This is a genomic window from Bradyrhizobium cosmicum (assembly GCF_032290525.1).
GTDB classification, from domain to species: domain Bacteria; phylum Pseudomonadota; class Alphaproteobacteria; order Rhizobiales; family Xanthobacteraceae; genus Bradyrhizobium; species Bradyrhizobium cosmicum_A.
Window position 1 is genome coordinate 36,767 of record NZ_JASXTA010000009.1, and the last position, 25,763, is coordinate 62,529.

The window sequence follows — 25,763 nt, forward strand, 5'->3', positions numbered from 1 at the left end:
CGTCGATTGGCTGCGATCGTGGCGGAGGTAAGTCCAATTTTACCGAGTTCAAGAAAGAGTTTTTGAACCCTTCGCTTTACCTTGGCCCATGGGTGGGCAGCGAAGATGGCAAACGTCAGTTTCAACCGCAAACGAGCGAAACTCAAGCAGGTTCTCGGAATCCGGGCGCGGCTTGCGTTGCTCGCGGTGATTCTGGTGGCGCCCTTGATGCTCGAGCGCATCCGTTCGCTCGAGGACACGCGCGCGCGGCAGATCGCGCAGGCCGCGACCGAATTCACCACCATCGCAAGACACAGCGCCGATGCCCAGCGCGAAGTGATCTCGTCGGTCGAGACCATCCTGAAATCGGAAGCCTTCATCCGCGCCTCCGTCGGCGGCATCAGCAAGAGCTGCGACGTACTGCGCGCGAGCGTGCCGTCGAACCTTCCCTGGATCCGCACACTGTTGATCGCCGGCCAGGACGGACGTATCCAGTGCGCCACCAACAACATGTATGTCGGCCTCGATCTCAGTGACCGGCCTTACTTCCAGCAGGCGCAGGAAACCGGCCGCTTCGTGCTGAGCGATTTCATCCTGTCGCGGCCGGTGCCGTCACCGACCGTGATGGCGGTTTATCCGGTGTCTGCCTTCAGCGGCGTCGCGGATGCCGTCGTGCTTGCGACCGTGAACCTCGACTGGATGTCGAAGGTCATGAGCAATCTCGGCGACCGCGCCGGCATCACAGCCGTGCTGGTCGACAGCGCCGGCACCGTGCTCGCCGCACCGGCCGACCAGCACAGCGCGATCGGCCGCCCGCTCGACAACATGCCGCTGATGTCGGCGATCGCCGACAAGGCGCTGCGGTCGAACCAGGACGAGGGCTCGCTCTCTTTCCTTGCCGCCGACGGCTCCCGCCGGGCGGTCAGCTACATCCGCATCGCCGGCACCAATGCCCGCCTGATTGCCAGCATTGACGAAGACAAGGTGTCCGCGGCGGTCAGCCGCGACATCCGCACCGCCTATCTCCAGCTCGCTTTCGTCGTCGTATTCGTTCTGCTCGGCGCGTTGATCGCCGCCGAAAAGCTGGTGATCAAGCCGATCGAGATGCTCGCCGACATGGCCAAGCGCCTCGGCGAAGGCGACCTGTCGGCGCGCGCCGCGCGCAACCGGCTGCCGGCCGAGTTCGTGCCGCTGGCCCGCGCGTTCAACGCAATGGCCGCGCAGCTCAGCCAGCGCGAGCGCGAGCTGATCGCGAGTAACGACCGCCTGACCGTGATGGCCTCGATCGACATGCTGTCGGGCCTCGCCAATCGCCGCGGCTTCCAGAGCCGACTCGATTTCGAATGGATGCGCGCGCAGCAATATGGCAGCGAGCTCGCGCTGCTGATGATCGACGTCGATCACTTCAAGCTGTTCAACGACACCTACGGCCATCTCGAAGGCGATTCCTGCCTCACCAGGCTCGGCGAATCGCTCTCCGGCATCGCCGCCGACACGATGGGCTTTGCGGCGCGCTATGGCGGCGAGGAATTTTGCCTGCTGCTGCCGAACACCGACGTCAATCGCGCCGTCGAGATCGGCGAGCAGGTGCGCGCGGCCGTGCTCAAGCTGTGCCTGCCGCACATCACCTCCGCCCACATGATCGTCACCGTTTCGATCGGCGTTGCTGCGACGAAGCCCAACGATGCCCTGCGTCCCGGCGATCTCATCGAAGCCGCCGACGCCGCGCTCTATGCCGCAAAACATCGCGGCCGCAACAAGGTCGTCGAGCACGGCGTGCAGGCGATCGACCCCGGCGCGGCGGACATGATGCTGGCCGGCTAGCGCCTACCCCGCAGCTCCGGCCCGATCGAGCTCGATCTCCGTCACCACGCGATTGCGGCCGCCGCCCTTGGCGAGATAGAGCGCACGGTCGCATCGCTCGATGAGGTCGGTTGGCGTCTCGCCGGTCCGGTACTGCGCCACCCCGATCGAGACACTGATACTTGGCAAGACCTCGCCGCTCGAACGCCGCGTGATCGTGCATTCGGCGATCGCGCGCCTGATGCGTTCGGCGATGTCGGCGCACGTGGCCAGATCGGTGTCCGGTAGCACCGCAATCAGCTCCTCGCCGCCATAGCGGGCCGGCAGATCCCGCTCGCGCACTTTTTCGCGCAGCACCTTGGCCAACAGGCGCAACACCTGGTCGCCGACACCGTGGCCGAAATTGTCGTTGAAGGACTTGAAGTAGTCTATGTCGAGCAAGAGCACGCTGAGCGGCTCGCCCCAGTCGGCCGTCGACTGCGCCTTGCGCAGGAATTCGTCGAGCGCCCGCCGGTTCGCGAGGCCCGTCAGCGTGTCGGTGCGGGCGCGCTGCTCAGATTTGGACAGCGAATCGCGGATCACGTCGAGCTCGCGGGTCTTCTCCGCAAAGCCCGCTTCGAGCCGGGTCGCTCTTGTGGCGGCGCGCGCCAGCTCGTTCATGAGCTGACCGACCAGCGCCTTCGGATCGACGCCGGCCTTGCCCTGGTCGGCAACCTCGCTGATCGCCTGCATCTGGGAGTGATTGTCGGCAATCGCGGTCGCCAGAAACTCCTTCGCGGCGCCCATCAGGCCATGCAGCCGCTCGGATGTGTCGATGACGACGGCACTCACCTGGGGCGCGACATAGGTCTCGAACAGATTCTGGTTGGTTCTGGCGTCGAAGGGACGGTTGTGATCGATCAGGAGATCGATTGCGTTGCGCAAATCGTCATGGTTGCCCGCGAAATACTGGAACCAGACCGCGAAATTGGTCGGCGTCGGCGGAATCCGCTGTTCGGCCATGCTCCGCATCGCCCGTCCGGCGATGGACGCGGCGTAGTCGTGATCAGGATTGTCGAAGCTTGAATCCATCGCTTGGCGGGTGCTGTTGGCGGACAACCTCGCACTGACCCCTTAATCCGATCCGAACAGGCCGCTCCGTACTTTTGCGGGGCAGCCTTGCGAGGCGCCGCCGCCTGCGGCAACCCATTGACCCCTTGAGGACTTCTATGGCCTAGTCCGCCGTCTTTAGACGGCCGAATCCACGAAAAACACAACGATTCCATGACCTCCGAACGCTATAACGCCCGCGACGCTGAGCCGCGCTGGCAGGCTGCCTGGGACCAGCAGGCGATCTTCGTCTCGAAGAACGACGATCCGCGGCCGAAATATTATGTGCTTGAGATGTTCCCCTACCCGTCCGGGCGCATCCATATCGGCCATGTCCGCAATTATACGCTCGGCGACGTGCTGGCCCGCTTCATGCGCGCCAAGGGATTCAACGTGCTGCACCCGATGGGCTGGGACGCCTTCGGCCTGCCGGCCGAGAACGCCGCCATCGAGCGCAAGGTCGCGCCGAAGGCCTGGACCTACGACAACATCGCCGCGATGAAGAAGCAGCTCCGCTCGATCGGGCTGTCGCTGGACTGGTCGCGCGAATTCGCGACCTGTGACCCCAGCTACTACAAGCATCAGCAGAAGATGTTTTTGGACATGCTCGCCGCGGGCCTCGCCGAGCGCGAGAAGCGCAAGCTCAACTGGGATCCGGTCGACATGACCGTGCTCGCCAACGAGCAGGTGATCGACGGCCGCGGCTGGCGCTCGGGCGCCGTGGTCGAACAGCGGGAAATGAGCCAGTGGGTCTTCAAGATCACGAAGTACGCGCAGGAGCTGCTGTCGGCACTGGATGGGCTCGACCGCTGGCCCGACAAGGTGCGGCTGATGCAGCGCAACTGGATCGGCCGGTCCGAGGGCCTGTTGATCCACTTCGCGCTGGACCAGGCGACCACGCCGGCCGGCGAAAGCGAGCTGAAGATTTTCACGACGCGCCCGGACACGCTGTTCGGCGCGAAGTTCATGGCGATCTCGGCGGACCATCCGCTGGCTCAAGCCGCGGCTGCGAAGAACCCTGAGCTTGCGAAGTTCATCGCCGACATCAAGAAGATCGGTACCGCGCAGGAGATCATCGACACCGCGGAGAAGCAGGGTTTCGACACCGGCATCCGCGCGGTGCATCCGTTCGATCCGAGCTGGAAGCTGCCGGTCTATGTCGCCAATTTCGTGCTGATGGAATACGGCACCGGCGCGATCTTCGGCTGTCCCGCGCATGACCAGCGCGACCTCGACTTCGTCAACAAGTACGCCCTCGGCAATACGCCGGTGGTGTGCCCCGAGGGCCAGGATCCGAAATCGTTTATCATCACCGACACCGCCTATGACGGTGACGGCCGCATGATCAATTCGCGCTTCCTCGACGGCATGACCATCGATCAGGCCAAGGAGGAAGTCGCAAAGCGTCTCGAGAGCGAGCTGCGCGGCAACGCGCCGGTCGGCGAGCGTCAAGTCAATTTCCGCCTGCGCGACTGGGGCATTTCGCGCCAGCGCTATTGGGGTTGCCCGATTCCGGTGATCCACTGCCCGAAATGCGATGTGGTGCCGGTGCCGGATGCCGACCTGCCGGTGACGCTGCCGGACGATGCGACCTTCGACAAGCCGGGTAACGCGCTCGATCATCATCCGACCTGGAAGCACGTCGCCTGCCCGCAATGCGGCGGCAAGGCGACCCGCGAAACCGACACCATGGACACCTTCGTGGATTCGTCCTGGTATTTTGCGCGCTTCACCGATCCCTGGAACGAGAACGCGCCGACGACGCCCGGGGTCGCCAACCGGATGCTGCCGGTCGACCAGTATATCGGCGGCGTCGAGCACGCGATCCTGCATCTGCTCTACAGCCGCTTCTTCACCCGCGCGATGAAGGCGACCGGGCACATCGCACTGGACGAGCCGTTCGCCGGCATGTTCACGCAAGGCATGGTGGTGCACGAGACCTACCAGAAGGCAGACGGCACCTATGTGCAGCCGGCCGAGGTGAAGGTCGAGGTCGGCGGCAATGGACGCCGAGCCACGCTGCTCACGTCAGGCGAAGACATCCAGATCGGCCCGATCGAGAAGATGTCGAAGTCGAAGAAAAACACGGTCGACCCCGACGACATCATCGCGACCTACGGCGCCGACGTCGCCCGCTGGTTCATGCTGTCGGACTCCCCGCCCGACCGCGACGTGATCTGGAGCGACGAGCGCGTTCAGGGCGCCTCGCGCTTCGTGCAGCGGCTGTGGCGGCTGGTGAACGACTCCGTGGAACTCGGCAAGGCCGCTCCGGCGGCACGGCCGGCGTCATTCGGACCGGATGCAACATCCTTACGCAAGGCCGCCCATGGCGCGCTGGACAAGGTCACCACCGGCGTCGAGCGATTGCACTTCAACGTCTGCCTCGCCCATATCCGCGAATTCGCCAATGCCTTTTCGGAGGTGCTGCAGCGCCGCGGCGAGCCGCCAGAGGACCTTGCCTGGGCAATCCGGGAGGCCAGCCAGATCCTGGTCCAGCTGTTCTCGCCGATGATGCCGCATCTGGCCGAGGAGTGTTGGCAGGTCCTGGGCCAGAGCGGGCTGGTTTCGGAGGCCAATTGGCCCCAAATCGAACGCGATTTGCTGGTCGAAGACAGCGTGACCCTGGTGGTTCAGGTCAACGGCAAAAAGCGGGGTGATGTCACGGTTGCAACAGCGGCCCAGAATCCGGAAATCGAGGCTGCCGTTTTGGCCCTCGATGCGGTAAAACTGGCCCTGGACGGCAAGCCCGTCCGCAAGGTGATCATCGTCCCCAAGAGGATCGTGAATGTTGTCGGCTAGGATCCGTATCGCAGCCCGCTTGCTGGCGGTCGCCGCACTGGCGGCGCTGACGGCCGGCTGCTTCCAGCCGATGTACGCCGAGCGTACCGACGGAACCCCCGGCCTGCGCGAGAAGCTGATGGGGGTCGACCTTCCGCCGATCGCCAAGGCGAACGCCTCCCGCGAGGCCCGCGTCGGCGTCGAGGTCCGCAACGCCCTGGCTTTCAAGCTCTACGGCACCGCCACGGGCATGCCGCCGACGCACCGTCTGGAGATCCGCTTCGCATCCAGCCGTTCGTCCCTGATCGTCGATCCCAATACCGGGCTGCCGAGCAGCGAGAACTACGGCATCGACTGCCAGTACAATCTGATCGAAGTCGTGAGCGGCAAGTCGGTGATGACCGGCACCACGTTCTCGCGCGTATCCTATGACATGCCCGGCTCCTATCAGCGCTTCGCCCGCAATCGAGCCTATCGCGATGCGGAGGACCGTGCCGCCAACGAGATCGCCGAGAACATCACGACCCGGCTCGCCTCGTTCTTCACCGCGGGCACGTAATTCATTTCCCGTCATTCCGGGGTTCGCGAAGCGAGAACCCGGAATCCAGAGATTGTAAATCGAGATTCCGGGCTCGCGCTCCGCGCGCCCCGGAATGACGAGGCTTGGGCAACATGGTCGCGCTGCGCGGAAAAGAGATCGACGCCTTCCTCGCCCGGCCCGATGCGGGACGTCCGATCGTCCTGCTCTATGGTCCCGACGCCGGCCTCGTGCGCGAACGTGCCGATGCACTGATCGCCTCGGCCGTCGACGACCCCAACGATCCCTTCTCGCTCGTCAAGCTCGACGGTGACGAGCTCTCCGCCGAACCGTCGCGGCTCGTCGATGAGGCCATGACGGTCCCGCTGTTCGGCGGCCGCCGCGCCATCCGCATCCGCGCCGGCTCGCGCAGCTTTGCCAGTGGCGTCGACACGCTGGCTGAGATGAGCGTGAAGGATTGCCGCATCGTGATCGAGGCCGGCGAGCTGCGCCCGGAATCGCCTCTGCGCAAAGCCTGCGAGCGTGCCAAGACAGCGGTGGCGATCGGCTGCTATCCCGACACCGAGCGCGACCTTACCAAGCTGATGGAGGACGAGCTGCGCATCGCCAATTTGCGCATCACGCAGGATGCCCGTGCAGCGCTGATGTCGTTCCTCGGCGGCGACCGCCAGGCCTCGCGCAACGAGCTGCGCAAGCTGACGCTCTATGCGCATGGCAAGGGGGAGATCACACTCGACGACGTGATGGCGGTGGTCGCCGATGCATCGGAGCTGAAGCTCGATCCCATCGTCGACGGCGCGTTCGCCGGCCGGCCCGACATCGTCGAGACCGAGTTCGCCAAAGCAATGATCGCCGGCACCTATCCAGGCGTGATCATCTCCGCCGCGCAGCGCCAGGCCGCGTGGCTGCACAAATCGGCGCTCGCGATCGCCGACGGCACGCCGGCCTCCGCGGTTCTCGACAGCGGCTATCCGCGGCTGCACTTTTCGCGAAAGCCCGCGGTCGAAACGGCGCTGCGCAATTTCAGCGTGGCGCGGCTTGCCGCCGTGATCGAGCAACTCGCGACCGCCGCGCTCGACACCCGCAAGCAATCCACCCTCGCCGCCGCCATCGCCCAGCGCACGCTGATGGCCATCGCCGCCAACGCGAAGCGGCGGGGCTAGGCCACCGCTCTCCACGTCATTGCGGAGCTCTTGCGACGAAGCAATCCAGGATAGCCAAATCCGTCATCCTGAGGTGCGAGCCGCGCGGCGCAACGGGGCACGCGGAGAGCCTCGAAGGATGAACGGCCTCGATACGGCTGGGCCGTCGCCCTTCGAGGGCCGCTGAAGAAGCGGCCACCTCCAGCGACAACGGCTACGCCGTTGCGCGGGGGTGACGGTGATGGAGGGTCGGCGCGCCTACAGCGCGCCCTTCGCCAGCCGCTTCATCACCTCGTCGAGCTGATCGAGGTTGCGGTAGCTGATCTGGACCGAGCCGCCGGGGTCGCGGTGATTGACGGTGACCTTGAGACCGAGCGCATCGCTGACGCGCTTTTCCAGATCGACCGTGTCGGGATCCTTTTCCTTGCCCCCCGTGCTGCGCGCCTTCTGCGGCTTGCGCTCAGGCACGCCCTCTTCATGCGCAAGCGCCTCGGCCTGGCGGACGTTGAGGCCTTCCGCGACGATGCGCTTGGCCGCAGCAAGCGGGTCGGGCACGCCGATCAGCGCGCGGGCATGGCCGGCCGTCAGCTCGCCGGTGGCGATCAAGGCCTGCACCTCGGCCGGCAGTTTCGTCAGCCGCATCATGTTGGCGATGTGGCTGCGGCTCTTGCCGACGACCTTGGCAATGTCGTCCTGGCTGCGTTTGAACTCGTTGGCGAGCGCGTGATAGCCCTGCGCCTCCTCCATCGGGTTGAGGTCCTCGCGCTGCACGTTTTCGACGATCGCGAATTCGAGCGCATCGCTGTCGCTGATATCGACTGGCACGATCGGCACTTCGTGCAGGCCGGCCATCTGCGAGGCGCGCCAGCGCCGCTCGCCGGCGATGATCTCAAAGCGGTCCTGCGCGCCCTTCACCGGACGCACCACGATCGGCTGGATCACGCCATGCTGCCTAATCGAATCGCTGAGCTCCTTCAGCTCGGCGTCCGAAAACGTGCGGCGCGGATTGCGCGGATTGGGCTTGATGAATTCGATCGGCACCTTGCGCTGCGCGCGCGGACGGTCGACGTGCTGCGCCTCGCCGCCGACGTCACCGATCAGACTTGCAAGACCCCGGCCCAGTCGCGAACGCGCTTCGTCGGCCATCGCCAGCTCCCTTGGATTCACGGTGCAGCACTCCAGAACTGAATTTCAAAACTTGTAGGATGGGTAGAGCGAAGCGAAACCCATCGCTGTTTGTGCGTAGGGTGATGGGTTTCGCTGCGCTCTACCCATCCTACGAGCAACGTCGCTTCAATGCGTCGTGCGCAACTCGCGCTCGCGCTGGATCACTTCGGTGGCAAGCCGCAAATAGGCTTCGCTGCCGACGCATTTGAGATCGTAGACCAGCACCGGCTTGCCATAGGACGGCGCTTCCGAGATGCGCACGTTGCGCGGGATCATGGTCTTGTAGACCTTCTCGCCCATGAACTGACGGACGTCGGCGACGACCTGGTTCGAGAGATTGTTGCGCGAGTCGAACATGGTCAGCACGATGCCGTGGATCGACAGGTTCGGGTTGAGCGTCGAGCGCACCTGCTCCACCGTCTGCAGCAATTGCGACAGACCTTCGAGCGCGAAGAACTCGCACTGCAGCGGCACCAGGATCGCATCGGACGCGGCCATCGCGTTCACTGTCAGCAGGTTGAGCGAAGGCGGACAGTCGATCAGCACATAGGTATAGTCGGCATCCGGCGAGACGTTGTTGTTGAGCGCGCCGATCGCGTCGCGCAGCTTGAAGGCGCGGCCGGGCGTGGTGCCGAGTTCGAGCTCGAGGCCGGAGAGATCCATGGTCGAGGGGGCGATGTGCAGCCGCGGCACCGCGGTCGACACCACCGCCTCGCGCAAGGCCGCTTCGCCGATCAGCACGTCGTAAGTCGAGCAGGAGCGGTTGCGGCGATCGATGCCGAGACCGGTCGAGGCGTTGCCCTGCGGATCGAGATCGACGATCAGGACACGCTCGCCAATCGCTGCGAGCGCTGTGCCGAGATTGATCGCCGTGGTTGTCTTTCCCACGCCACCCTTCTGATTTGCCAGCGCCAGGATGCGCGGGTGGCCGTGCGGGACCTCAGCGGTCTTTTGCTCCTGCGGTTCGTCAATCACGCTCATCGCCAATTCCCCAATCCACCCCTGAACGTCTCACTTGCGCCGTTCGACGGACGTCAGCTCCACGATCCAGCCGTCGCCGGTGCGGCTTTGGTAGAGCACAGGCTGAATATTCCAATATTTAGCGGCTTCGGTCAATTCAGCTTCTACATCTTGACCCTTAGGAAATAGCGCCTTGGCGCCCTGGCGCATCAGCGGCTCCGCAAAGCCGATGAGTTGATGTAGCGGAGCCAGCGCACGCGCGGTGATGCAATCGACGGGGCCGGTGATTCTATCCACATTATCCCCGATCTCAGCGAGATGTACGACTCCCGGAGATGTGGTGACGCGAATCGCCTCGCGCAGGAACGCCGCCTTCTTCGCGATTCGCTCGACGAGGTGGACGCTGGCGCCGGCCGTCCCGGCCATGGCGCAGGCGAGCACGACGCCGGGAAAACCGCCGCCACTGCCGAGGTCGGCCCAACGTTTGGCCGACGGGGCGAGATCGACAAGCTGAAGCGAGTCGGCGATGTGCCGGGTCCAGAGATGCGGCAAGGTCGAGGGCGCGACCAAATTGGTCTTGGCCTGCCACTCCCGGAGCAGCGCGATGTAGCGGTCAAGCCGGTCCTCGGTTTCACGTGAAACGGAGGCGAGCTTGAGCGCCGCGGTCTTGTCGGCGGCAATGATGCCGTCCAAGGCCCGATCATTGGCGCTGGCCTTGTCGATCTTCGGCTTGGGCGGCGCCGGCTCGGATTGACGAGCGGCGCCCTCACCCGCTCCGGGTCGTCGCACTAGCGGCCTGTCCCCGCCCGGTCCGCGCTGTTTCACGTGAAACGCCTATGCGATTGCTTTGGAGGTCTTCCGTGCCTCGCGGCGGAGATAGGCCGCCAAGATGCCCAGCGCCGCCGGCGTCATGCCGTCGATCCGGCCGGCTTGGCCGACCGTGAACGGCCTCGCCTTCTCCAGCTTGGCCCGAACCTCGTTGGAGAGGCCGGGGACCTGCTGGAAATCGACCTCCGACAGCACCATTCCCTCATCCCGCCGGAAGGCTTCGACATCGGCACTCTGGCGCTCGAGATAGACATCGTACTTGGCGTCGATCTCGAGGTGGGTGGCGATAACAGGATCGATGGCGGACAGCTCCGGCCAGATTGCACGGACCTGGCTCCATCCGATATCCGGATAAGCCATCAGCTCGAAGGCCGACCGGCGCTGACCGTCCCGGTTGAGGGACACTCCGTGCTTGATCGCTCCGTTCGGAGTGATGGTCAGCGACTTCGCCAGCGTCCGGGCCGCGTTGAGAGCGTCCATCTTGGTGCGGTGATGGTGCGTCCGGGCGGCGCCCACACATCCGAGCGCAATCCCCTTTTCCGTCAGGCGCTGGTCGGCATTGTCGGCGCGCAGGGTCAGCCGGTACTCGGCCCTGGAGGTGAACATCCGATAGGGCTCGCTGATCCCGCCGGTGACGAGGTCGTCGATCATCACGCCGAGATAGCCATCGGCACGGTCGAACACCATCAGCGCGGCGCCGCTGGCGGCTAGCGCCGCATTCAGGCCGGCCACGATACCCTGGCCGGCAGCTTCCTCGTACCCGGTGGTGCCGTTGATCTGTCCGGCCAGGAACAGGCCGCGCAGACGCTTGGTCTGCAGGGTCGGATCGAGCTCGCGGGGATCGACATGGTCGTACTCGATGGCATAGCCCGGACGGACCATCCTGACCCGCTCAAGGCCCGGGATGGTGGCGAGGATCGCGAGCTGGACCTCCTCCGGAAGTGAGGTCGAAATGCCGTTGGGATAGACCGTACTATCGTCGAGACCTTCCGGCTCCAGGAAGATCTGGTGGCCGTCGCGGTCGCCGAAGCGGACGATCTTGTCCTCGATCGAGGGACAATAGCGCGGTCCCGAGCTCTTGATCTGGCCGGAGTACATCGGGGAGCGGTGCACGTTGGCCCGGATGACCTCATGGGTCGCGGACGTGGTCCGCGTGATCCCGCACTGGATCTGCGGTGTCGTGATCCGCTCGGTCATGACCGAGAACGGCTCCGGCGGCTCGTCTCCGGGCTGCATTTCGACCGCGGACCAGTCGATCGTGGCGCCGTCCAGACGCGGCGGAGTCCCCGTTTTGAGTCGCCCCAGGGTAAAGCCAGCGCGCTCAAAGGAGCCCGAAAGGCCGATCGCGGGCGCCTCGCCGACCCGTCCGGCAGGCCAGTTCTTCTCACCAAGATGGATCAGGCCGCGGAGAAAGGTACCGGTGGTCACGACAACGGCCCCCGCCCGGAGCTCGCGGCCGTCCGCCATGCGCAGTCCGGTCACGCGGCCCTCGACCACGATCAACGCGTCAGCCTCGCCCTCGATGACGGAAAGACCCTCGGTCTGCCGGATCGCCGCCTGCATCGCCGCGGCATAGAGCTTCCGATCGGCCTGGGCGCGGGGACCGCGGACAGCCGGACCTTTGCGGCGATTGAGGACGCGAAACTGGATGCCGCCGGCGTCGCCAACACGGCCCATCAGGCCATCGAGCGCATCGACCTCGCGTACCAGATGGCCCTTGCCGAGACCGCCAATAGCGGGGTTGCAGGACATCGCGCCGACGGTGGAGAAACGATGCGTCACCAGAGCGGTCGTTGCGCCCACCCGGGCGGCGGCAGCGGCGGCTTCACAGCCGGCGTGGCCGCCGCCAATCACGATGACGTCGAAACTCTCTCGCTCTGTTCGCATGGGCGGACTTCTAGCTCAGCGGCAGAGAACCCGGAAGTCAAAACTGGGGTGAGGCGGTTGTTTCACGTGAAACAGGACAGCCCCGGGTTAGCTGCATTTGGCGAAAACAACCCCATGCACAGTAGAGAAGGCGCTGTTCGGTCTGCTGTTTCACGTGAAACAAAATCAAGCAACCACTGCGAGAGGCCTTGCGCCAGAGCGCCAGGTCTAGACAGGCCCCCGCAGTTGTTTCACGTGAAACACAAAGGGTGGAGCAAAGCGCCAGTTCCACAATCGAGAATCAACGTCACTTTCCAATACAGAATTTCTGGAAGATCGCGCCTAGGACGTCTTCGACATCCACCCGGCCCAGCAGCCGGCCCAGTGCGTAGGCCGCAGCGCGCAGCTCTTCGGCGGCAAGCTCTTCGCCGTCCTCCACAAGCTCCAGGCTCCGGCCCAAACTCTCCGATGCCCGGCGCAGCAGATCCCGCTGACGCGCCCGAGTCACCAACGCGCCCTCGCTCGTTCCAAAGAAATCGGCCGCGAATTTTACGAGGGCCTCGACCAGCTCGGGAATGCCGTCGCCCCGGCTCGCCGAGATGCCGAACTCGCCGTGTCGCGTGACCTCCCCACCCCCGGCCCCGTCGAGATCGATCTTGTTGCGCACGATCCAGACCGAGCCGCCGGACCGGTCGCTGCCATCCGCGGATTTCCGAAGCGACCGCATGGCGTCCGGATCGACCGTGCGGCTTCCCTCGACCAGCCAAAGCACGAGGTCGGCGTCTTCGGCCCGCGCCCGGGCGCGGCGCACGCCTTCCTGTTCGACGGGATCGTCGGTCTCGCGAATGCCGGCGGTGTCGATCACCGTGACGGGATAGCCGTCGAGATCGAGCTGCACCTCGATCACGTCGCGCGTGGTGCCGGCATACGGCGAGACGATCGCGACCTCTCGGCGCGCGAGCTGATTGATCAAGGTCGACTTGCCGACGTTCGGTTTACCTGCGATCGCAACCACCAAGCCATCACGCAGGCGTTCAGAATGTCCCTGTGCCGCAAGGACTTCTGTGATTTCGTCATGCAGGGCTTTGATCGCCTTCACCGCCGGCGCCATCAACTCGGCGGGCACGTCGCCCTCGTCGGAGAAATCGATGCCCGCCTCGATCAGCGCCGACGCCTCGATGATGCGCTCACGCCAGCCGCGCGCGCGATTGCCGAGCAAGCCCTGCAACTGACGCAGTGCCTGGCGACGCTGGCGGTCGGTATCGGCGTGAATGAGATCGTCGAGGCCCTCCGCCTCGGTGAGATCGAGCTTGCCGTTCTCGAAGGCGCGACGGGTGAACTCGCCGGGCTCGGCCGCCCGCATATTCGGAATATTAGAAATAGCGCCGACGAGCGCCGCCAGCACCGCGCGGCCGCCGTGAACATGGAATTCGGCGACGTCCTCGCCGGTCGCGCTGGCCGGTCCCGGAAACCACAGCACGACCGCGTCGTCGATCGGTCCGCCCTCCGCGTCGCTGAGTTGCCGGCGGCTCGCCAGCCTGGGTTCGGGCAGCTTCCCCGCCAGCGCCATCAGCGCGGCGCCGGCCTGTGGGCCGGAGACCCGCACGACGGCGATCGCGCTCGGAGGCCTGCCCGACGACAGCGCAAAGATGGTTTGATCCCGCGGATGCATGGCCTATTTGTCCGGCCGCCGGCTAAAAGGCAAATATCGTTTGGTGACCCCGGAGTACCTCGTTTGCTGCGGAATATTCCCGCAGCAAATATTTGTGCTGCAACGCAACAAGACGCACGGCATTTTTGCGGCGGCTTTGCCGGATCAGATCGAAAATCCCGGCTAAAAATATATCTTAGCAAAAACAAATACTTATTACACCAAATTGAACCGGCCGAGGCCGCCTCCTATGCTGCAATTGCTGCAGCAAAGCCGCATCAAACAAAAAGGGCGCCCGAAGGCGCCCTCCAATTCCATGCTGCACCGCACTCAGGTGTTCATCGAGTCGAAGAACTCCGAATTGCTCTTGGTCGAGCGCAGCTTGTCGAGCAGGAAGTCGATGCCGTCCATCGTACCCATCGGGTTCAGAATGCGGCGAAGCACGTACATCTTCTTCAGGACCACCGGATCAGTGATCAACTCCTCCTTGCGGGTGCCGGAGCGCGAGATGTCGATCGCCGGGAAGGTCCGCTTGTCCGAGACCTTGCGATCCAGGATCAGTTCCGAGTTACCGGTGCCCTTGAATTCTTCGAAGATGACCTCGTCCATGCGGCTGCCGGTATCGACCAGTGCGGTCGCGATGATGGTCAGCGAGCCGCCCTCCTCGATGTTTCGGGCGGCACCGAAGAACCGCTTCGGGCGCTGCAGCGCGTTGGCGTCGACACCGCCAGTCAGCACCTTGCCGGATGACGGCACCACGGTGTTGTAGGCGCGGCCGAGGCGTGTGATCGAATCGAGCAGGATCACAACATCGCGGCCATGCTCGACCAGGCGCTTGGCCTTTTCGATCACCATCTCGGCGACCTGGACGTGGCGCACTGCCGGCTCGTCGAACGTCGACGACACCACCTCGCCCTTCACGGAGCGCTGCATGTCCGTGACTTCTTCCGGACGTTCGTCGATCAGCAGCACGATCAGATAGCATTCGGGATGATTGTGCGCGATCGAGTGCGCGATGTTCTGCATCAGCACCGTTTTACCGGTGCGCGGCGGCGCAACGATCAACGCACGCTGGCCCTTGCCGATCGGTGCGACGATGTCGATCACCCTTGCAGACAAGTCCTTTCGCGTCGGATCGTCGATTTCCATGCGGAAACGCTGATTCGGAAACAGCGGCGTGAGATTGTCGAAATTGACCTTGTGCTTGGCCTTTTCCGGGTCCTCGAAATTGAGCGTGTTGACCTTCAGCAGCGCGAAATAACGCTCGCCCTCTTTCGGGCTGCGAATGTGGCCTTCGAGGGTGTCGCCGGTGCGCAGGCCGAAACGGCGGATCTGCGAAGGCGAGACGTAGATGTCGTCCGGACCCGGCAGATAATTCGCATCGGGCGAGCGGAGGAAGCCGAAACCATCGGAGAGCACCTCGACGACGCCTTCGCCGACGATGTCGGTTTCGGCGAGCGCAAGCTGCTTGAGGATGGCGAACAGCAGCTCCTGCTTGCGCATGGTGCTGGCATTCTCGACCCCATTCTCTTCCGCGAACGAGACGAGCTCGGCCGGCGTTTTCGACTTGAGGTCCTGAAGTTTGATTTCCCGCATTGGGGTGGTCCTGTGGGGTAACCTAGGGAGGGGGTGCGAGGAGGCTCTGAACTGCGGACGCGAGAAGGTAAGGTCCGCAGGTCTGGCAAGGAGAGTGCCGGTGAGGCTTCAAACCTGATGCGGTGTCCGGCTCTGGAAAGCTCGGACAGAACCACATCCGCCTGCGTTGGGTGGGATATCGCCAATATAGAAAATCGCTTCCCACTCCGCAAGCCGAAGCGCTGAGCGATCGTTCACGATCCTTGCCTAGAACGGCTTCACGATCACCATGACGACGATGAGGATCATCAGGACGGTCGGTACTTCGTTGATAATCCGATAGAATCTCTGGCTCCGCAGGCGTCGGTCGGCGGCGAAGTCCTTGCACCAGCGCGAAAAAAAGCCGTGGACCGCCGACATTGCCAGGACCAGTGCCAGTTTTACGTGCAACCAGCCGAACGAAAACCAGTGGCCGGCCCAGGCGAGATAAAGCCCGGCCAGCCACGTGACGATCATGGCGGGGTTGATGATCGCCTTGAGAAGCCGGCGTTCCATCACCTTGAACGTTTCGGACTGCTTCGAGCCGATCTCGGTCTCGGAATGATAAACGAACAGCCGCGGCAGATAGAGCATGCCGGCCATCCAGGAGATGACCGCGATCACATGCAGCGCCTTGATCCAGAGATAGACGTCTTCAGACATTTTCAGCGTTCCGGTGCCCAGCTCGGAGGAGGCTGGGGATAGTAACACCTCGTTAAGGTCTTACCTGCACACATGTCCATCCGCAGCGCTCCTCCTACCTCTAAGAATCTTAGATTCTTAAGGTTTGAGTCTATGTGACCGTGGATTGGACTCACACAATTCCATCCGCACGCTCACGCGCGCTTGTTCACATCTATCAACATTTCCCGGACGGCTGTGGCGACTTGCGATAAGGCGGCCAGCGTCAATGACTTGCGCCCCTCGATCGGTCGCTTATCAAGAGGGTTGTCCGCACAATTCCATTTCCGCGTCGGCAGGGCGCCAGACTTGTCCCAACGGGCAGCGGTGTGAACAAAATTGGCACTTGTCCCGCCCCCGGTGTCGCGCAACCCTTTCCGAGGGGTTAAGGTCCACAGAAATCCACAAACCACACCGTCTCCATACAAAGGGTTTTTGTGCCGACCTCGAACAATTATTTCCATCTGCACCTGGTCTCCGACTCCACCGGCGAGACGCTGATTACCGTCGCGCGCGCGGTTGCGGCCCAATACGCCAACGTGACCCCGGTCGAGCATGTCTATCCGCTGGTGCGCAGCCAGAAGCAGCTCGATCGCGTGCTCGACGAGATCGAGGAGGCACCGGGGATCGTGCTGTTCACGCTGCTGGAGAAGGATCTGGTCTCCAGGCTCGAGGACAAATGCAAGGAGATCAACGTTCCGAGCCTGTCGATCATCGGCCCGGTGATGCAGCTGTTCGAGGCGTATCTGGGTGCTGCGACGACGGGCCGCGTCGGCGCCCAGCACGTTCTCAATGCGGAGTATTTCAAGCGCATCGACGCGCTGAACTACACGATGATTCATGACGACGGTCAGCACGTCGAAGGTCTCGAGGATGCCGACGTCGTTCTCGTCGGCGTATCCCGGACTTCGAAGACGCCGACGTCGATTTATCTCGCCAATCGCGGTATCCGCACCGCCAACGTGCCGCTGGTCCCGGGCATTCCGGTGCCGGCACAATTGGAGACGCTGACGCGCCCGCTGGTGGTGAGCCTGCATGCGACGCCGGAGCGGCTGATCCAGGTACGCCAGAACCGGCTGCTCTCGATGGGCGCCGATTCCAGCGGCGACACCTATACTGACAAGCAGTCCGTCGCCGAGGAGGTCGCGTTTGCGCGCAAGCTCAGTGCCAAGCACGACTGGCCGCTGCTCGACGTCACGCGTCGCTCGATCGAGGAAACCGCGGCGGCGATCATGAAGCTCTACAGTGACCGTCAGCGTAATCGGCCTTCTCAATAGTCTTGGGAATAGTTTTCGCGATGAGTCTGTGGCTCGGCAAATCTTCGTTGATCCTGGCTTCGCAAAGCGGCGCGCGAAAGATGCTGCTGGCCAATGCAGGGCTCAAGTTCAAGGCTGTTACCGCCGATATCGATGAGCGCGGTATCCAGGCCGCCTGCGGGCTTTCGGATCCGCGCGAGATTGCCCTGCTGCTGGCGCGAGAAAAGGCCAAGGCAGTTTCGGCAGATCACGGTGGAAGCTACGTCATCGGGGCGGACCAGACGCTGGCTCTTGGCAGCCGCCTCTTCAACAAGCCGGCCGGCCGCGCCCAGGCGCTGGCGCAATTGCGCGATCTCGCCGGCAACAGTCACGAGCTGAATTCCGCCGTGGCCGTTGCGCATGACGGCAAGATTGTCTTCGAGGATGTTTCGATTGCCCGCATGACGATGCGGCCGATGACCGAGCCCGAGCTTTCAGCCTATCTCGACGCGGCCGGCGATGCCGTAACCACCAGTGTCGGCGCCTATCAGCTCGAAGGCCTCGGCATTCACCTGTTCGCGCGGATCGAGGGCGATCATTTCACCATTCTCGGCCTGCCGCTGCTGCCGCTGCTTGCGTTCCTGCGGCGCGAACAACTAATTGCGGTGTAGATGATAGACATGGCTGGGCGCTGATGCGGATCCTGGGACTGACCGGCTCGATCGGGATGGGCAAATCCACCACCGCAAAATTGTTCGCGGAGGCCGGCGTTCCCGTCTACGACGCCGATGCCGCCGTCCATCAGCTCTATGAGGGCGAGGCCGCGCCGGCGATCGAAGCCGCCTTCCCCGGCACCACCGTGAACGGCAAGGTCGATCGGCCAAAGCTGTCGGGGCGCGTCGTGCACGATCCCGCGGCGATCAAGCAGCTTGAGCAGATCGTTCATCCCATGCTCGGCGCCTCCCGGCAGAAATTCTTTGCCGACGCAGAGGCAGCAAAAGCGCCGGTCGTCGTGCTGGACATCCCACTCCTGTTCGAAACCGGCGGCGAGAAGCGGGTCGATGCGGTGGTCGTGGTTTCGACTTCGCCGGAACTCCAGCGCGAGCGGGTGCTGGCGCGGGGCACAATGGACGAGGCAAAACTCGACGCGATCATCGCCAAGCAAACGCCCGACGCCGAGAAGCGCAAGCGGGCCGATTTCGTGGTGGATACCTCACACGGACTTGAACCGGTGCGCGCGCAGATCGCGCACATCCTGGCCGAGGTCGTTAAGATGCCGCAGCGGCGAGCCTGATTCGCCGCCTCACACGGCTTCTCAGACCATGCGCGAAATCGTCCTCGACACTGAAACCACCGGCCTCGATCCGCTTCGCGGCGATCGCCTGGTTGAAATCGGCTGCGTCGAGATGTTCAACCGCATGCCGACCGGGCAGACGTATCACGTCTACATCAATCCCGAACGGGACATGCCGGCGGAAGCCTTTGCGGTGCACGGATTGTCGGCCGAGTTTTTGTCAACCAAGCCGCTGTTCCACGAGGTTGCCGATGGGTTCCTGGAATTCATCGGCGATGCGCCGCTCGTAATCCACAACGCCTCCTTCGACATCAGCTTCATCAACGCCGAGCTCGACAGGATCAAGCGTGCGGCGATCCCGCGCGAGCGGCTGGTCGATACGCTGCTGCTGGCGCGGCGCAAGCATCCCGGCGTGTCGAACCGGCTCGACGATCTCTGCTCGCGCTATTCGATCGACAATTCGCACCGCACCAAGCACGGCGCGCTGCTCGATGCCGAGCTGCTTGCGGAGGTCTATGTCGATCTGGTCGGAGCGCGGCAGTCGCAGCTGCTGCTGGCTTCGGAAGCCGAGGAAATTCGGGTCAATGCGGCTGGCGATGCGCAGCGGCGGCAGCGCCTGGTGCCGCTTGCGCCGCGGATTACCGATGCCGAGCGCGATGCCCATCGGGCCTTCGTCGCAACGCTTGGCGACAAGGCGATCTGGAACGAGTTCCTGCCCGCTCCAGCCGCCCTTCCGGCTGGTTAGGCCTGCTGGTTAAGCCTGGCCTGCCTGACCACCGGCGGCCATTTGTCGCTCCACGTTCTGACGGTAGAGACCGACGAAGTCGACCGGATCCAGCATCAGGGGCGGGAACCCGCCGTCGCGCACCGCGGTCGCAATGATCTCGCGAGCGAACGGGAACAGCAGGCGCGGGCATTCGATCATGACCAGCGGATGCAGGTTCTCCTTCGGCACATTGGCGATGCGGAACACGCCGGCATAGGCGAGCTCGAACGAGAACATGATCTTGCCCGCGGTCTCGGCCTTGCCCTCGACCGACAACGTCACCTCGAACTCGGTGTCGCTGAGATTGTTGGCGCTGACATTGATCTGGATGTTGATCTGGGGCGGCTGGCCCTGCTGCTGGAGCGAGCTGGGCGCGTTCGGATTTTCGAACGAGAGGTCCTTGGTATATTGCGCCAGCACGTTGAGCTGGGGAGCCTGGGCCGCCTCGGGAGGGGTGCCGTTGCCGTTGGTCATAAAAGTCTCTCCTTACCCGATTGGGGCTGAATTTCGCGGCGGTTGGCTAACATAGGGCCGCCTCGTTCCACAAGGACGAACGGTCCCTGACGGGGGATCCAGGCCGCGCCCCACAATTGTGACGTTCACCCGGCCTCCCGACCCAATCGTACGTTAAACGATTGAAGATGCGCGATTTCCGGCCAGGATCGGGTTTCCCCTTAAGCATAAAACGCGCTACACTCGGCGCTGTGCCAAAAGGCGCCATTGGCCGGGCAAGAATTCGTGCCTACATCCCACGGACCTGACGCACGGACCTAAAATGGTGATGTAGACTTGCCGTTTCCGTGTGGAACGGTCTACTGGCCGGATTGATTTTCCCGGCGGCGACCCCTTCGAGACGACCCCTTATCGAGAAGACCAGAAAGCGAATACGACGTGGACATCTACACCATCATCTTCCTGGCGCTGGCGGTCTTTATCTTCCTGAGGCTGCGCAGCGTGCTGGGGCAGCGGACGGGTAACGAGCGGCCGCCGTTCGACCGCACCGCCGCCCGCAATGCGCTGGGGGGTGCCCAGGACAAGAACGTCGTGACCATGCCGGGCAAGGTAATCGACCAGGCTCCGCTGGCGCCGACCGCCGAACCGACCCCGCCCTCCGACCGCTGGAAGGGCCTGACCGAGCCGGGCACCGCGCTGGCGCAGGGCCTCGACGCCATCGTCGAAAAGGATTCCACCTTCGACCCGCGGCATTTCATCTCGGGTGCCCGTGGCGCCTATGAAATGATCGTGCTGGCCTTCGCCAATGGCGATCGCCGCGCGTTGCGTGACCTGTTGTCGTCGGAGGTCTATGACAGCTTCGATGCGGCCATCAAGGAGCGCGAGAAGAACGAGCAGAAGACCGAGACGCGCTTCGTCTCGATCGACAAGGCGGAACTCGTCGGCGCCGAGCAGCGCGACCGCACTGCCCAGCTCACCGTGCGTTTCGTCTCGCAGATGATCTCGGTCACCCGTGATAAGACCGGCAACATCGTCGACGGCAGCGCCGACACGGTCGCCGACATCACCGACATCTGGACTTTCGCCCGCGACATCACCTCTCGCGATCCAAACTGGAAGCTGGTTGGCACCGGAAGCGCGAATTAAGGTCTTCTTGAAGAACAGCGCGACGGCGCTTTGCGCAGGTGCCGTCGTGCTGTCGTCGTTTTCGCTCGGCGCCGAGGCGGCGCGGCGCCACTATCGCAGCCATCACCACCACGCTCCGGTACTGCCTGCCGCTCCGCCGCGGGCCTTGCCCTATCCGCAGCTTCGGCTGCCGTTCGAGATCCCCGGCGCGCAATATCTGCCTCTGGCGTGGGCCGAGGTGAAGGGCTGGAGCGATGACAATCATCTCGCGGCCTACAAGACTTTTCGCGCGAGCTGCCGGACCATCAGTGCGCAGACCGGCGCGGCCGAACCGAAGGCGGAATCAAAAGCAGAATCAAAGGCACTTGGCGCCTCGCTGAGCGAACCCTGCCGTGCCGCCAAGTCGCTCGATCTCGCCGACGACGCCAAGGCCAAGATCTTCTTCGAGGAGAATTTCGCACCGCTGCGGATCTCGCGCCTCGGCGAGCCCGACGGTTTCGTCACCGGCTATTACGAGCCGGTGCTGGAGGGATCGCGGACGCAGACCGACGTCTTTAACGTGCCGGTTTATCGCCGGCCCTCCAACCTGTTCGTGCGCGGCTACAGGCAGGATTCGGTCAGCCTGCCCAACAAGGGCCCGGTCTACCGCAAGATCGGCCGCCGCAAGCTCGTGCCCTATTACGATCGCGGCGAGATCGAGGACGGCAAAATCGCCGGCCGCGGGCTGGAGATCGCCTGGCTGAAGGACCCGACCGATCTGTTGTTCGCGCAGATCCAGGGCTCGGCGCGGATCAAGTTCGATGACGGCGGCACGGTCCGGCTGAACTACGACGCCTATAACGGCTATCCCTACACGGCCGTGGGACGCATCCTGATCGAGCGCGGCATCATCCCGAAGGAAGAGATGTCGATGCAGAAGATCAGAGAATGGATGGCGCAGACCCCTGATGGCGCCAGGGAGCTGCGCCGCCAGAACCGCTCCTACATCTTCTTCCGCGAGGTCAATTTGTCCGACAAGGAAGAAGCGGTCGGCGCGCAAGGCATTCCGCTGACCGCCGGCCGCTCGATCGCGGTCGACAAGGCGCTGCATGTCTACGGCACGCCGTTCTTCATCGAGGGCGAGCTGCCGATCGAGTCCGAGCGCGCCAAGACGCCGTTCCATCGCCTGATGATCGCGCAGGACACCGGCTCGGCCATCATTGGCCCCGCGCGCGCCGACCTCTATTTCGGTGCCGGCGCAGATGCCGGCCGCGTCTCGGGGCGGCTGCGGCATCCCATGCATTTCGTCATGCTGGTGCCGAAGGGCCTCGATCCCAGTGTGCTCGCCGCGAAGCTCCCGGTGCCTGACCCGCGGCCCTCGGAGAAGATCGCAAAACTGTTTCCGCAGACCGATCAGTCCAAGCCGGCGGCTCCGGCCGCAGCGGTGGCGCAAGGTAAAGGTGAGACGGTCGCTGTCGCCAATCCGGTCCCGCTGCCGGTGCCGCGTCCCGTGATCGACCCCGTTTCCGAGCCGCGACGGCCGGTGAAAAATCGTCCCCATCGACAGCAATGAAGCGATCGTCCCGTCCGCCCGTGCTGGAGCCTCGTCCCTCGCCGCGCCGCCGCGCGCTGAGCGCGGAGGAGCGCGAGCTGTGGGACACGGTCGCAAAGCAGGTCAAGCCGCTGCGGAAGCATCGCGTCGCGAAGGCGCTGGCCGCGGCTGGTGCCGAGCCTTCACCCGCAATGCCGGCCACGAGACCTGCGCCACCGCCACGTCCGATTGCCGCTGCGCCGGCACCACGTGCCGCGAAGCCGGCCATGCCGCCGCTCGCGCCGCTCGGCAAGCGCGAACGAACAAAACTGTCGCGCGGCCGCAGCGAGATCGAGGCGCGGCTCGATCTGCACGGCATGACGCAGATGCGCGCCCATCGCGCGCTGACCGGCTTCCTGAACCGCGCCCATCATGACGGCCTGACCTTCGTGCTCGTCATCACCGGCAAGGGCCGCAGCGGCAGCGAAAGCGGCGTGCTCCGCCGCCAGGTGCCGGAATGGCTGAGCCTGCCGGAATTCCGCGCCTTCGTCGTCGGGTTTGAGGAGGCAGGCATCGGCCATGGCGGCGAGGGCGCGCTTTATGTGCGCATTCGCCGGGCGAGATATTAGAAGGGCCGCACGATTCCGACGCGCGGGATCAGCGTGAGGACCAAGCCGAAGACGTTGGTGCTTCGATCCTCCGCCGGGATCAGCGGCGATTCATTCTTGGCGGGCAGCATCTTCACCGCATGCAGGATCAGGAACATGCACACCGCCCAGTTCGAGATCCAGCGTGAATAGTCGAACACCATTGCGAACATCACGAGATAGGCGAGGCTGATACCGATCAGCGCCGCGACGACGAGGCGGCGGTGCAGATCGCTCGCGAGCGCGCCGATCAGGCTCGCAAAATAGCGCCAGAGCGGCGTGTGCAGCCAGATCAGCAGCGCAAATACAGGCACGCCGAGGATGTTGTGCGGCAGGCGCCCCCAGGTGTCCGAAATCTCCTTCGCCAGCGGCTGGTACCAGATGTAGGCGAATTGAAGCAGGTCGGTCCGCGACGGATCGGCCATCCGGGTCTTCAGGTAGGCAACGAAATCCGCTTCGGGGATCGGCATCGCTCCCAAGAACTGAGCGGCGAAGAACAGCGCGCTCACGCAGAGCAGTGCTATGAGGCCGAACGCGACCTTCGCCCGACTGATGCCATCCGCGAGATAGTGCCGGATCACGACGATGGTGATGATCGTCGGCACGTACATCAGCAGATGAATATGGTGGATCAGCACGAGAATGATCGCGAATAGCGCGGCCAAGGCCACGAACAGCAGCGAGGCCGTCGGCATCAGCAGCAGGATGATCGCCAGCGCGCAGCCATAGATGTCGAAATGGCCGAGCGTGTGCATGAAATTCTTGAGGAAGAACGGCGAGCCCGCGATGAAGACGAACAGCGGCAGCGTCTTCGCGGTGAAGCCAAACGTCTTTTGGAACAGTCTTGCATAGAGGCCGAGCGTCACCAGCCAGGTCGCGCCGCCGAGCGCGAACACCAGCCATACCGGCACCTTGTCCGTGACCAGCGCGACGACCGCCCCGATCAGCGCGCGCTTGATGAAGCCGAAATGGTAGTCGACCAGGAGGTGGATATAGGGAACGAAAGGCGGCAGCTGGATCTTGTGGACGAAGACGCCGAGGATGACCGCCGCGTTGATCGCGAGCAGGAGACGCCAGGGGTTTTGCAGGATGCTAGCGGGCACCGAGCACCTGCCGCGCACAAGATTCCGCTGTCGTCCCGGACAAGCGAGCAAAGCGAGTGCAGATCCGGGACCCATAACCGCAGGAGGTCGTGTGAGCCGGGGTCGGAGCCGCCATCTGTTTCAACAAGGACCGCTGGTGGTTATGGGTCCCCGTTTCGCGGGGACGACAGCGGGAAAGATAGCCGACCACGGCCCAATTACAAAATAAACCGGCTCAGATCCGCGTTCTTGGCGAGGTCGCCGACGTGCTTCTGCACGAAGTCGGCATCGACCCTGACGGTCTCGCCGCTGCGGTCGGGGGCGGTGAAGGAGATCTCGTCCAGCACCCGCTCCATCACGGTCTGCAGCCGCCGCGCGCCGATGTTCTCGACGGTGGAATTGACGGCAACCGCGACGTCGGCCAACGCATCGATGGCGCTGTCGGTGATGTCGAGCGTGACCCCCTCGGTCTGCATCAGGGCGACATATTGCTTGATCAGCGAGGCTTCGGGCTCGGTCAGGATGCGGCGCATGTCGTCGCGGGTCAGCGCCTGCAATTCGACGCGGATCGGCAGGCGGCCCTGCAATTCCGGCAACAGGTCCGACGGCTTTGCGACATGGAAGGCGCCGGAGGCAATGAACAGGACGTGGTCGGTCTTCACCGCGCCGTGCTTGGTCGAGACCGTGGTGCCCTCGATCAGCGGCAGCAGATCGCGCTGCACGCCCTCGCGCGAGACGTCGCCGCCGACTCGGCCGTCGCGCGCGCAGATCTTGTCGATCTCGTCGAGGAATACGATGCCGTTGTTCTCGACCGCGCTGATCGCCTCCAGCGTCAACTGCTCGGTATCCAGCAGCTTGTCGGACTCCTCGTTGACGAGGATCTCGTGCGAGCTCCCCACCGTCAGCCGTCGCGTCTTGCTGCGGCCGCCCAGCTTGCCAAAAATGTCGCCGATCGAGATCGCGCCCATCTGCGCGCCCGGCATGCCCGGGATCTCGAACATCGGCATGCCGCTGCCGCCGCCCTGCGTCTCGATCTCGATCTCCTTGTCGTTCAATTCGCCGGCGCGCAGCTTCTTGCGGAAGGATTCCCGCGTCGCGGAGCTGGCATTGGCGCCGACCAGCGCATCGAGCACGCGCTCCTCGGCCGCGAGCTGCGCGCGCGCCTGCACGTCCTTGCGCTTGCGCTCGCGCACCTGGGCGATCGCGACCTCGACGAGATCGCGCACGATCTGCTCGACGTCGCGGCCGACATAGCCGACCTCGGTGAATTTCGTGGCCTCAACCTTCAGGAACGGCGCATTGGCGAGTTTGGCCAGTCGTCGCGCGATTTCAGTTTTGCCGACGCCGGTCGGCCCGATCATCAGGATGTTCTTCGGCAGCACCTCTTCGCGCAACGAGCCTTCGAGCTGCTGCCGGCGCCAGCGGTTGCGCAGCGCGATCGACACGGCGCGCTTGGCGTCGGCCTGGCCGACGATGAACCGGTCGAGTTCGGAAACGATTTCGCGGGGGGAGAAGTCTGTCATGTCTGTTTAGCTAGGGCGGGAGGGGGCCGAGG

At 64.0% G+C, this 25,763-nt stretch carries 23 protein-coding genes; 12 read left to right on the forward strand and 11 right to left on the reverse strand.

Translation table 11 applies throughout. The features are described from left to right. Window positions 1-105: 105 nt before the first annotated feature. Window positions 106-1,803 carry a diguanylate cyclase domain-containing protein gene (locus tag QSV46_RS17735; protein WP_314953587.1) on the forward strand — a complete coding sequence of 566 codons (1,698 nt, stop codon included), beginning with the start codon at window positions 106-108 and terminating at the stop codon, window positions 1,801-1,803. 3 nt (window positions 1,804-1,806) lie between these two features. Here the strand turns inward: QSV46_RS17735 and QSV46_RS17740 are convergent, their stop codons facing one another. Next, window positions 1,807-2,853 carry a GGDEF domain-containing protein gene (locus tag QSV46_RS17740; RefSeq protein WP_314953590.1) on the reverse strand — a complete coding sequence of 349 codons (1,047 nt, stop codon included), beginning with the start codon at window positions 2,851-2,853 and terminating at the stop codon, window positions 1,807-1,809. 192 nt (window positions 2,854-3,045) lie between these two features. Between QSV46_RS17740 and leuS the strand changes: the two genes are divergently transcribed. The 3 genes from leuS (at window position 3,046) to holA (ending at window position 7,350) form a co-directional block, all read left to right on the forward strand. After that, a complete protein-coding gene (leuS, locus tag QSV46_RS17745) occupies window positions 3,046-5,670 on the forward strand; it encodes a leucine--tRNA ligase (RefSeq protein WP_314953593.1) in 2,625 nt (874 codons plus the stop codon). After that, window positions 5,657-6,208 carry an LPS assembly lipoprotein LptE gene (gene lptE / locus QSV46_RS17750; RefSeq protein WP_314953597.1) on the forward strand — a complete coding sequence of 184 codons (552 nt, stop codon included), beginning with the start codon at window positions 5,657-5,659 and terminating at the stop codon, window positions 6,206-6,208. The genes leuS and lptE overlap by 14 nt, the downstream gene beginning before the upstream one ends. A 113-nt stretch (window positions 6,209-6,321) precedes the next feature. Continuing rightward, window positions 6,322-7,350, forward strand: a complete 1,029-nt coding sequence (gene holA / locus QSV46_RS17755; RefSeq protein WP_314954430.1) for a DNA polymerase III subunit delta — start codon at window positions 6,322-6,324, stop codon at window positions 7,348-7,350. Window positions 7,351-7,587: 237 nt separating this feature from the next. Here holA and QSV46_RS17760 read toward each other — a convergent pair whose 3' ends face one another. From QSV46_RS17760 to mnmE, 5 genes are all read right to left on the reverse strand, one after another. Then, window positions 7,588-8,475 (reverse strand): ParB/RepB/Spo0J family partition protein, encoded by an 888-nt coding sequence (locus tag QSV46_RS17760; RefSeq protein ID WP_314953600.1) that lies wholly within the window; start codon window positions 8,473-8,475, stop codon window positions 7,588-7,590. Between the two features lie 147 nt (window positions 8,476-8,622). Further along, window positions 8,623-9,477, reverse strand: a complete 855-nt coding sequence (locus QSV46_RS17765; protein WP_314953603.1) for a ParA family protein — start codon at window positions 9,475-9,477, stop codon at window positions 8,623-8,625. Window positions 9,478-9,507: 30 nt separating this feature from the next. Further along, on the reverse strand, window positions 9,508-10,245 hold the full coding sequence (gene rsmG / locus QSV46_RS17770) for a 16S rRNA (guanine(527)-N(7))-methyltransferase RsmG (protein ID WP_409997178.1): 738 nt from the start codon (window positions 10,243-10,245) through the stop codon (window positions 9,508-9,510). 45 nt (window positions 10,246-10,290) lie between these two features. Then, window positions 10,291-12,171, reverse strand: a complete 1,881-nt coding sequence (gene mnmG / locus QSV46_RS17775; RefSeq protein ID WP_314953609.1) for a tRNA uridine-5-carboxymethylaminomethyl(34) synthesis enzyme MnmG — start codon at window positions 12,169-12,171, stop codon at window positions 10,291-10,293. Window positions 12,172-12,457: 286 nt separating this feature from the next. Next, complete coding sequence (gene mnmE / locus QSV46_RS17780) at window positions 12,458-13,822, reverse strand: tRNA uridine-5-carboxymethylaminomethyl(34) synthesis GTPase MnmE (RefSeq protein WP_314953612.1); 1,365 nt, start codon at window positions 13,820-13,822, stop codon at window positions 12,458-12,460. Between mnmE and QSV46_RS17785 the strand changes: the two genes are divergently transcribed. Beyond that, entirely contained in the window at window positions 13,821-13,988 is a 168-nt protein-coding gene (locus tag QSV46_RS17785; RefSeq protein WP_314953615.1) for a hypothetical protein, read from the forward strand. The genes mnmE and QSV46_RS17785 overlap by 2 nt on opposite strands. A gap of 143 nt (window positions 13,989-14,131) precedes the next feature. On the opposite strand, the gene rho is transcribed toward QSV46_RS17785, so the two are convergent. After that, a complete protein-coding gene (gene rho / locus QSV46_RS17790) occupies window positions 14,132-15,397 on the reverse strand; it encodes a transcription termination factor Rho (protein WP_275198084.1) in 1,266 nt (421 codons plus the stop codon). Between the two features lie 246 nt (window positions 15,398-15,643). After that, a complete protein-coding gene (gene hemJ / locus QSV46_RS17795; protein ID WP_314953622.1) occupies window positions 15,644-16,078 on the reverse strand; it encodes a protoporphyrinogen oxidase HemJ in 435 nt (144 codons plus the stop codon). Between the two features lie 455 nt (window positions 16,079-16,533). Here hemJ and QSV46_RS17800 point away from each other — a divergent pair, with 455 nt between their 5' ends. Genes QSV46_RS17800 through dnaQ form a run of 4 tightly spaced genes read left to right on the forward strand, consistent with a single transcriptional unit; the run spans window position 16,534 to window position 19,370 of the window. Next, window positions 16,534-17,373, forward strand: coding sequence for a pyruvate, water dikinase regulatory protein (locus tag QSV46_RS17800; RefSeq protein ID WP_314953626.1), 840 nt, complete (start codon window positions 16,534-16,536; stop codon window positions 17,371-17,373). 20 nt (window positions 17,374-17,393) lie between these two features. Beyond that, the gene (locus QSV46_RS17805; protein WP_314953630.1) at window positions 17,394-18,002 is read left to right on the forward strand and encodes a Maf family protein; all 609 of its coding nucleotides are present in this window, start codon (window positions 17,394-17,396) and stop codon (window positions 18,000-18,002) included. A gap of 23 nt (window positions 18,003-18,025) precedes the next feature. Beyond that, window positions 18,026-18,625: a dephospho-CoA kinase gene (gene coaE / locus QSV46_RS17810; RefSeq protein ID WP_314953633.1), complete on the forward strand. Its 600-nt coding sequence runs from the start codon at window positions 18,026-18,028 to the stop codon at window positions 18,623-18,625. A 28-nt stretch (window positions 18,626-18,653) separates the two neighbouring features. Then, window positions 18,654-19,370 carry a DNA polymerase III subunit epsilon gene (gene dnaQ / locus QSV46_RS17815; RefSeq protein WP_314953636.1) on the forward strand — a complete coding sequence of 239 codons (717 nt, stop codon included), beginning with the start codon at window positions 18,654-18,656 and terminating at the stop codon, window positions 19,368-19,370. Window positions 19,371-19,379: 9 nt separating this feature from the next. Here the strand turns inward: dnaQ and secB are convergent, their stop codons facing one another. After that, window positions 19,380-19,865 carry a protein-export chaperone SecB gene (gene secB, locus QSV46_RS17820; RefSeq protein WP_314953639.1) on the reverse strand — a complete coding sequence of 162 codons (486 nt, stop codon included), beginning with the start codon at window positions 19,863-19,865 and terminating at the stop codon, window positions 19,380-19,382. 417 nt (window positions 19,866-20,282) lie between these two features. On the opposite strand from secB, the gene QSV46_RS17825 reads away from it, so the two are divergent. The 3 genes from QSV46_RS17825 to QSV46_RS17835 are packed head-to-tail and all read left to right on the forward strand — an operon-like array spanning window position 20,283 to window position 23,108. Further along, window positions 20,283-20,990: a Tim44/TimA family putative adaptor protein gene (locus QSV46_RS17825; RefSeq protein ID WP_314953643.1), complete on the forward strand. Its 708-nt coding sequence runs from the start codon at window positions 20,283-20,285 to the stop codon at window positions 20,988-20,990. Further along, window positions 20,968-22,521 carry a murein transglycosylase A gene (locus QSV46_RS17830; protein ID WP_314953646.1) on the forward strand — a complete coding sequence of 518 codons (1,554 nt, stop codon included), beginning with the start codon at window positions 20,968-20,970 and terminating at the stop codon, window positions 22,519-22,521. The genes QSV46_RS17825 and QSV46_RS17830 overlap by 23 nt, the downstream gene beginning before the upstream one ends. Continuing rightward, window positions 22,518-23,108 (forward strand): Smr/MutS family protein, encoded by a 591-nt coding sequence (locus QSV46_RS17835; protein WP_314953651.1) that lies wholly within the window; start codon window positions 22,518-22,520, stop codon window positions 23,106-23,108. Before QSV46_RS17830 ends, QSV46_RS17835 begins: the two co-directional genes overlap by 4 nt. Here QSV46_RS17835 and QSV46_RS17840 read toward each other — a convergent pair. Both QSV46_RS17840 and hslU read right to left on the reverse strand, forming a co-directional pair. Beyond that, window positions 23,105-24,229, reverse strand: coding sequence for a hypothetical protein (locus QSV46_RS17840; RefSeq protein WP_314953654.1), 1,125 nt, complete (start codon window positions 24,227-24,229; stop codon window positions 23,105-23,107). The two genes, QSV46_RS17835 and QSV46_RS17840, sit on opposite strands and share 4 nt — an antisense overlap. A gap of 197 nt (window positions 24,230-24,426) precedes the next feature. Further along, on the reverse strand, window positions 24,427-25,731 hold the full coding sequence (hslU, locus tag QSV46_RS17845; protein WP_314953656.1) for an ATP-dependent protease ATPase subunit HslU: 1,305 nt from the start codon (window positions 25,729-25,731) through the stop codon (window positions 24,427-24,429). Window positions 25,732-25,763 lie beyond the last annotated feature (32 nt).

Bases quoted from the DNA above. Each gene is read 5' to 3' on its own strand.
- QSV46_RS17735 (WP_314953587.1), top strand. From the start codon at position 106: ATGGCAAACGTCAGTTTCAACCGCAAACGAGCGAAACTCAAGCAGGTT.
- QSV46_RS17740 (WP_314953590.1), bottom strand. From the start codon at position 2,853: ATGGATTCAAGCTTCGACAATCCTGATCACGACTACGCCGCGTCCATC.
- leuS (WP_314953593.1), top strand. From the start codon at position 3,046: ATGACCTCCGAACGCTATAACGCCCGCGACGCTGAGCCGCGCTGGCAG.
- lptE (WP_314953597.1), top strand. From the start codon at position 5,657: ATGTTGTCGGCTAGGATCCGTATCGCAGCCCGCTTGCTGGCGGTCGCC.
- holA (WP_314954430.1), top strand. From the start codon at position 6,322: ATGGTCGCGCTGCGCGGAAAAGAGATCGACGCCTTCCTCGCCCGGCCC.
- QSV46_RS17760 (WP_314953600.1), bottom strand. From the start codon at position 8,475: ATGGCCGACGAAGCGCGTTCGCGACTGGGCCGGGGTCTTGCAAGTCTG.
- QSV46_RS17765 (WP_314953603.1), bottom strand. From the start codon at position 9,477: ATGAGCGTGATTGACGAACCGCAGGAGCAAAAGACCGCTGAGGTCCCG.
- mnmG (WP_314953609.1), bottom strand. From the start codon at position 12,171: ATGCGAACAGAGCGAGAGAGTTTCGACGTCATCGTGATTGGCGGCGGC.
- QSV46_RS17785 (WP_314953615.1), top strand. From the start codon at position 13,821: ATGGCCTATTTGTCCGGCCGCCGGCTAAAAGGCAAATATCGTTTGGTG.
- mnmE (WP_314953612.1), bottom strand. From the start codon at position 13,822: ATGCATCCGCGGGATCAAACCATCTTTGCGCTGTCGTCGGGCAGGCCT.
- rho (WP_275198084.1), bottom strand. From the start codon at position 15,397: ATGCGGGAAATCAAACTTCAGGACCTCAAGTCGAAAACGCCGGCCGAG.
- hemJ (WP_314953622.1), bottom strand. From the start codon at position 16,078: ATGTCTGAAGACGTCTATCTCTGGATCAAGGCGCTGCATGTGATCGCG.
- QSV46_RS17805 (WP_314953630.1), top strand. From the start codon at position 17,394: ATGAGTCTGTGGCTCGGCAAATCTTCGTTGATCCTGGCTTCGCAAAGC.
- coaE (WP_314953633.1), top strand. From the start codon at position 18,026: ATGCGGATCCTGGGACTGACCGGCTCGATCGGGATGGGCAAATCCACC.
- dnaQ (WP_314953636.1), top strand. From the start codon at position 18,654: ATGCGCGAAATCGTCCTCGACACTGAAACCACCGGCCTCGATCCGCTT.
- secB (WP_314953639.1), bottom strand. From the start codon at position 19,865: ATGACCAACGGCAACGGCACCCCTCCCGAGGCGGCCCAGGCTCCCCAG.
- QSV46_RS17835 (WP_314953651.1), top strand. From the start codon at position 22,518: ATGAAGCGATCGTCCCGTCCGCCCGTGCTGGAGCCTCGTCCCTCGCCG.
- hslU (WP_314953656.1), bottom strand. From the start codon at position 25,731: ATGACAGACTTCTCCCCCCGCGAAATCGTTTCCGAACTCGACCGGTTC.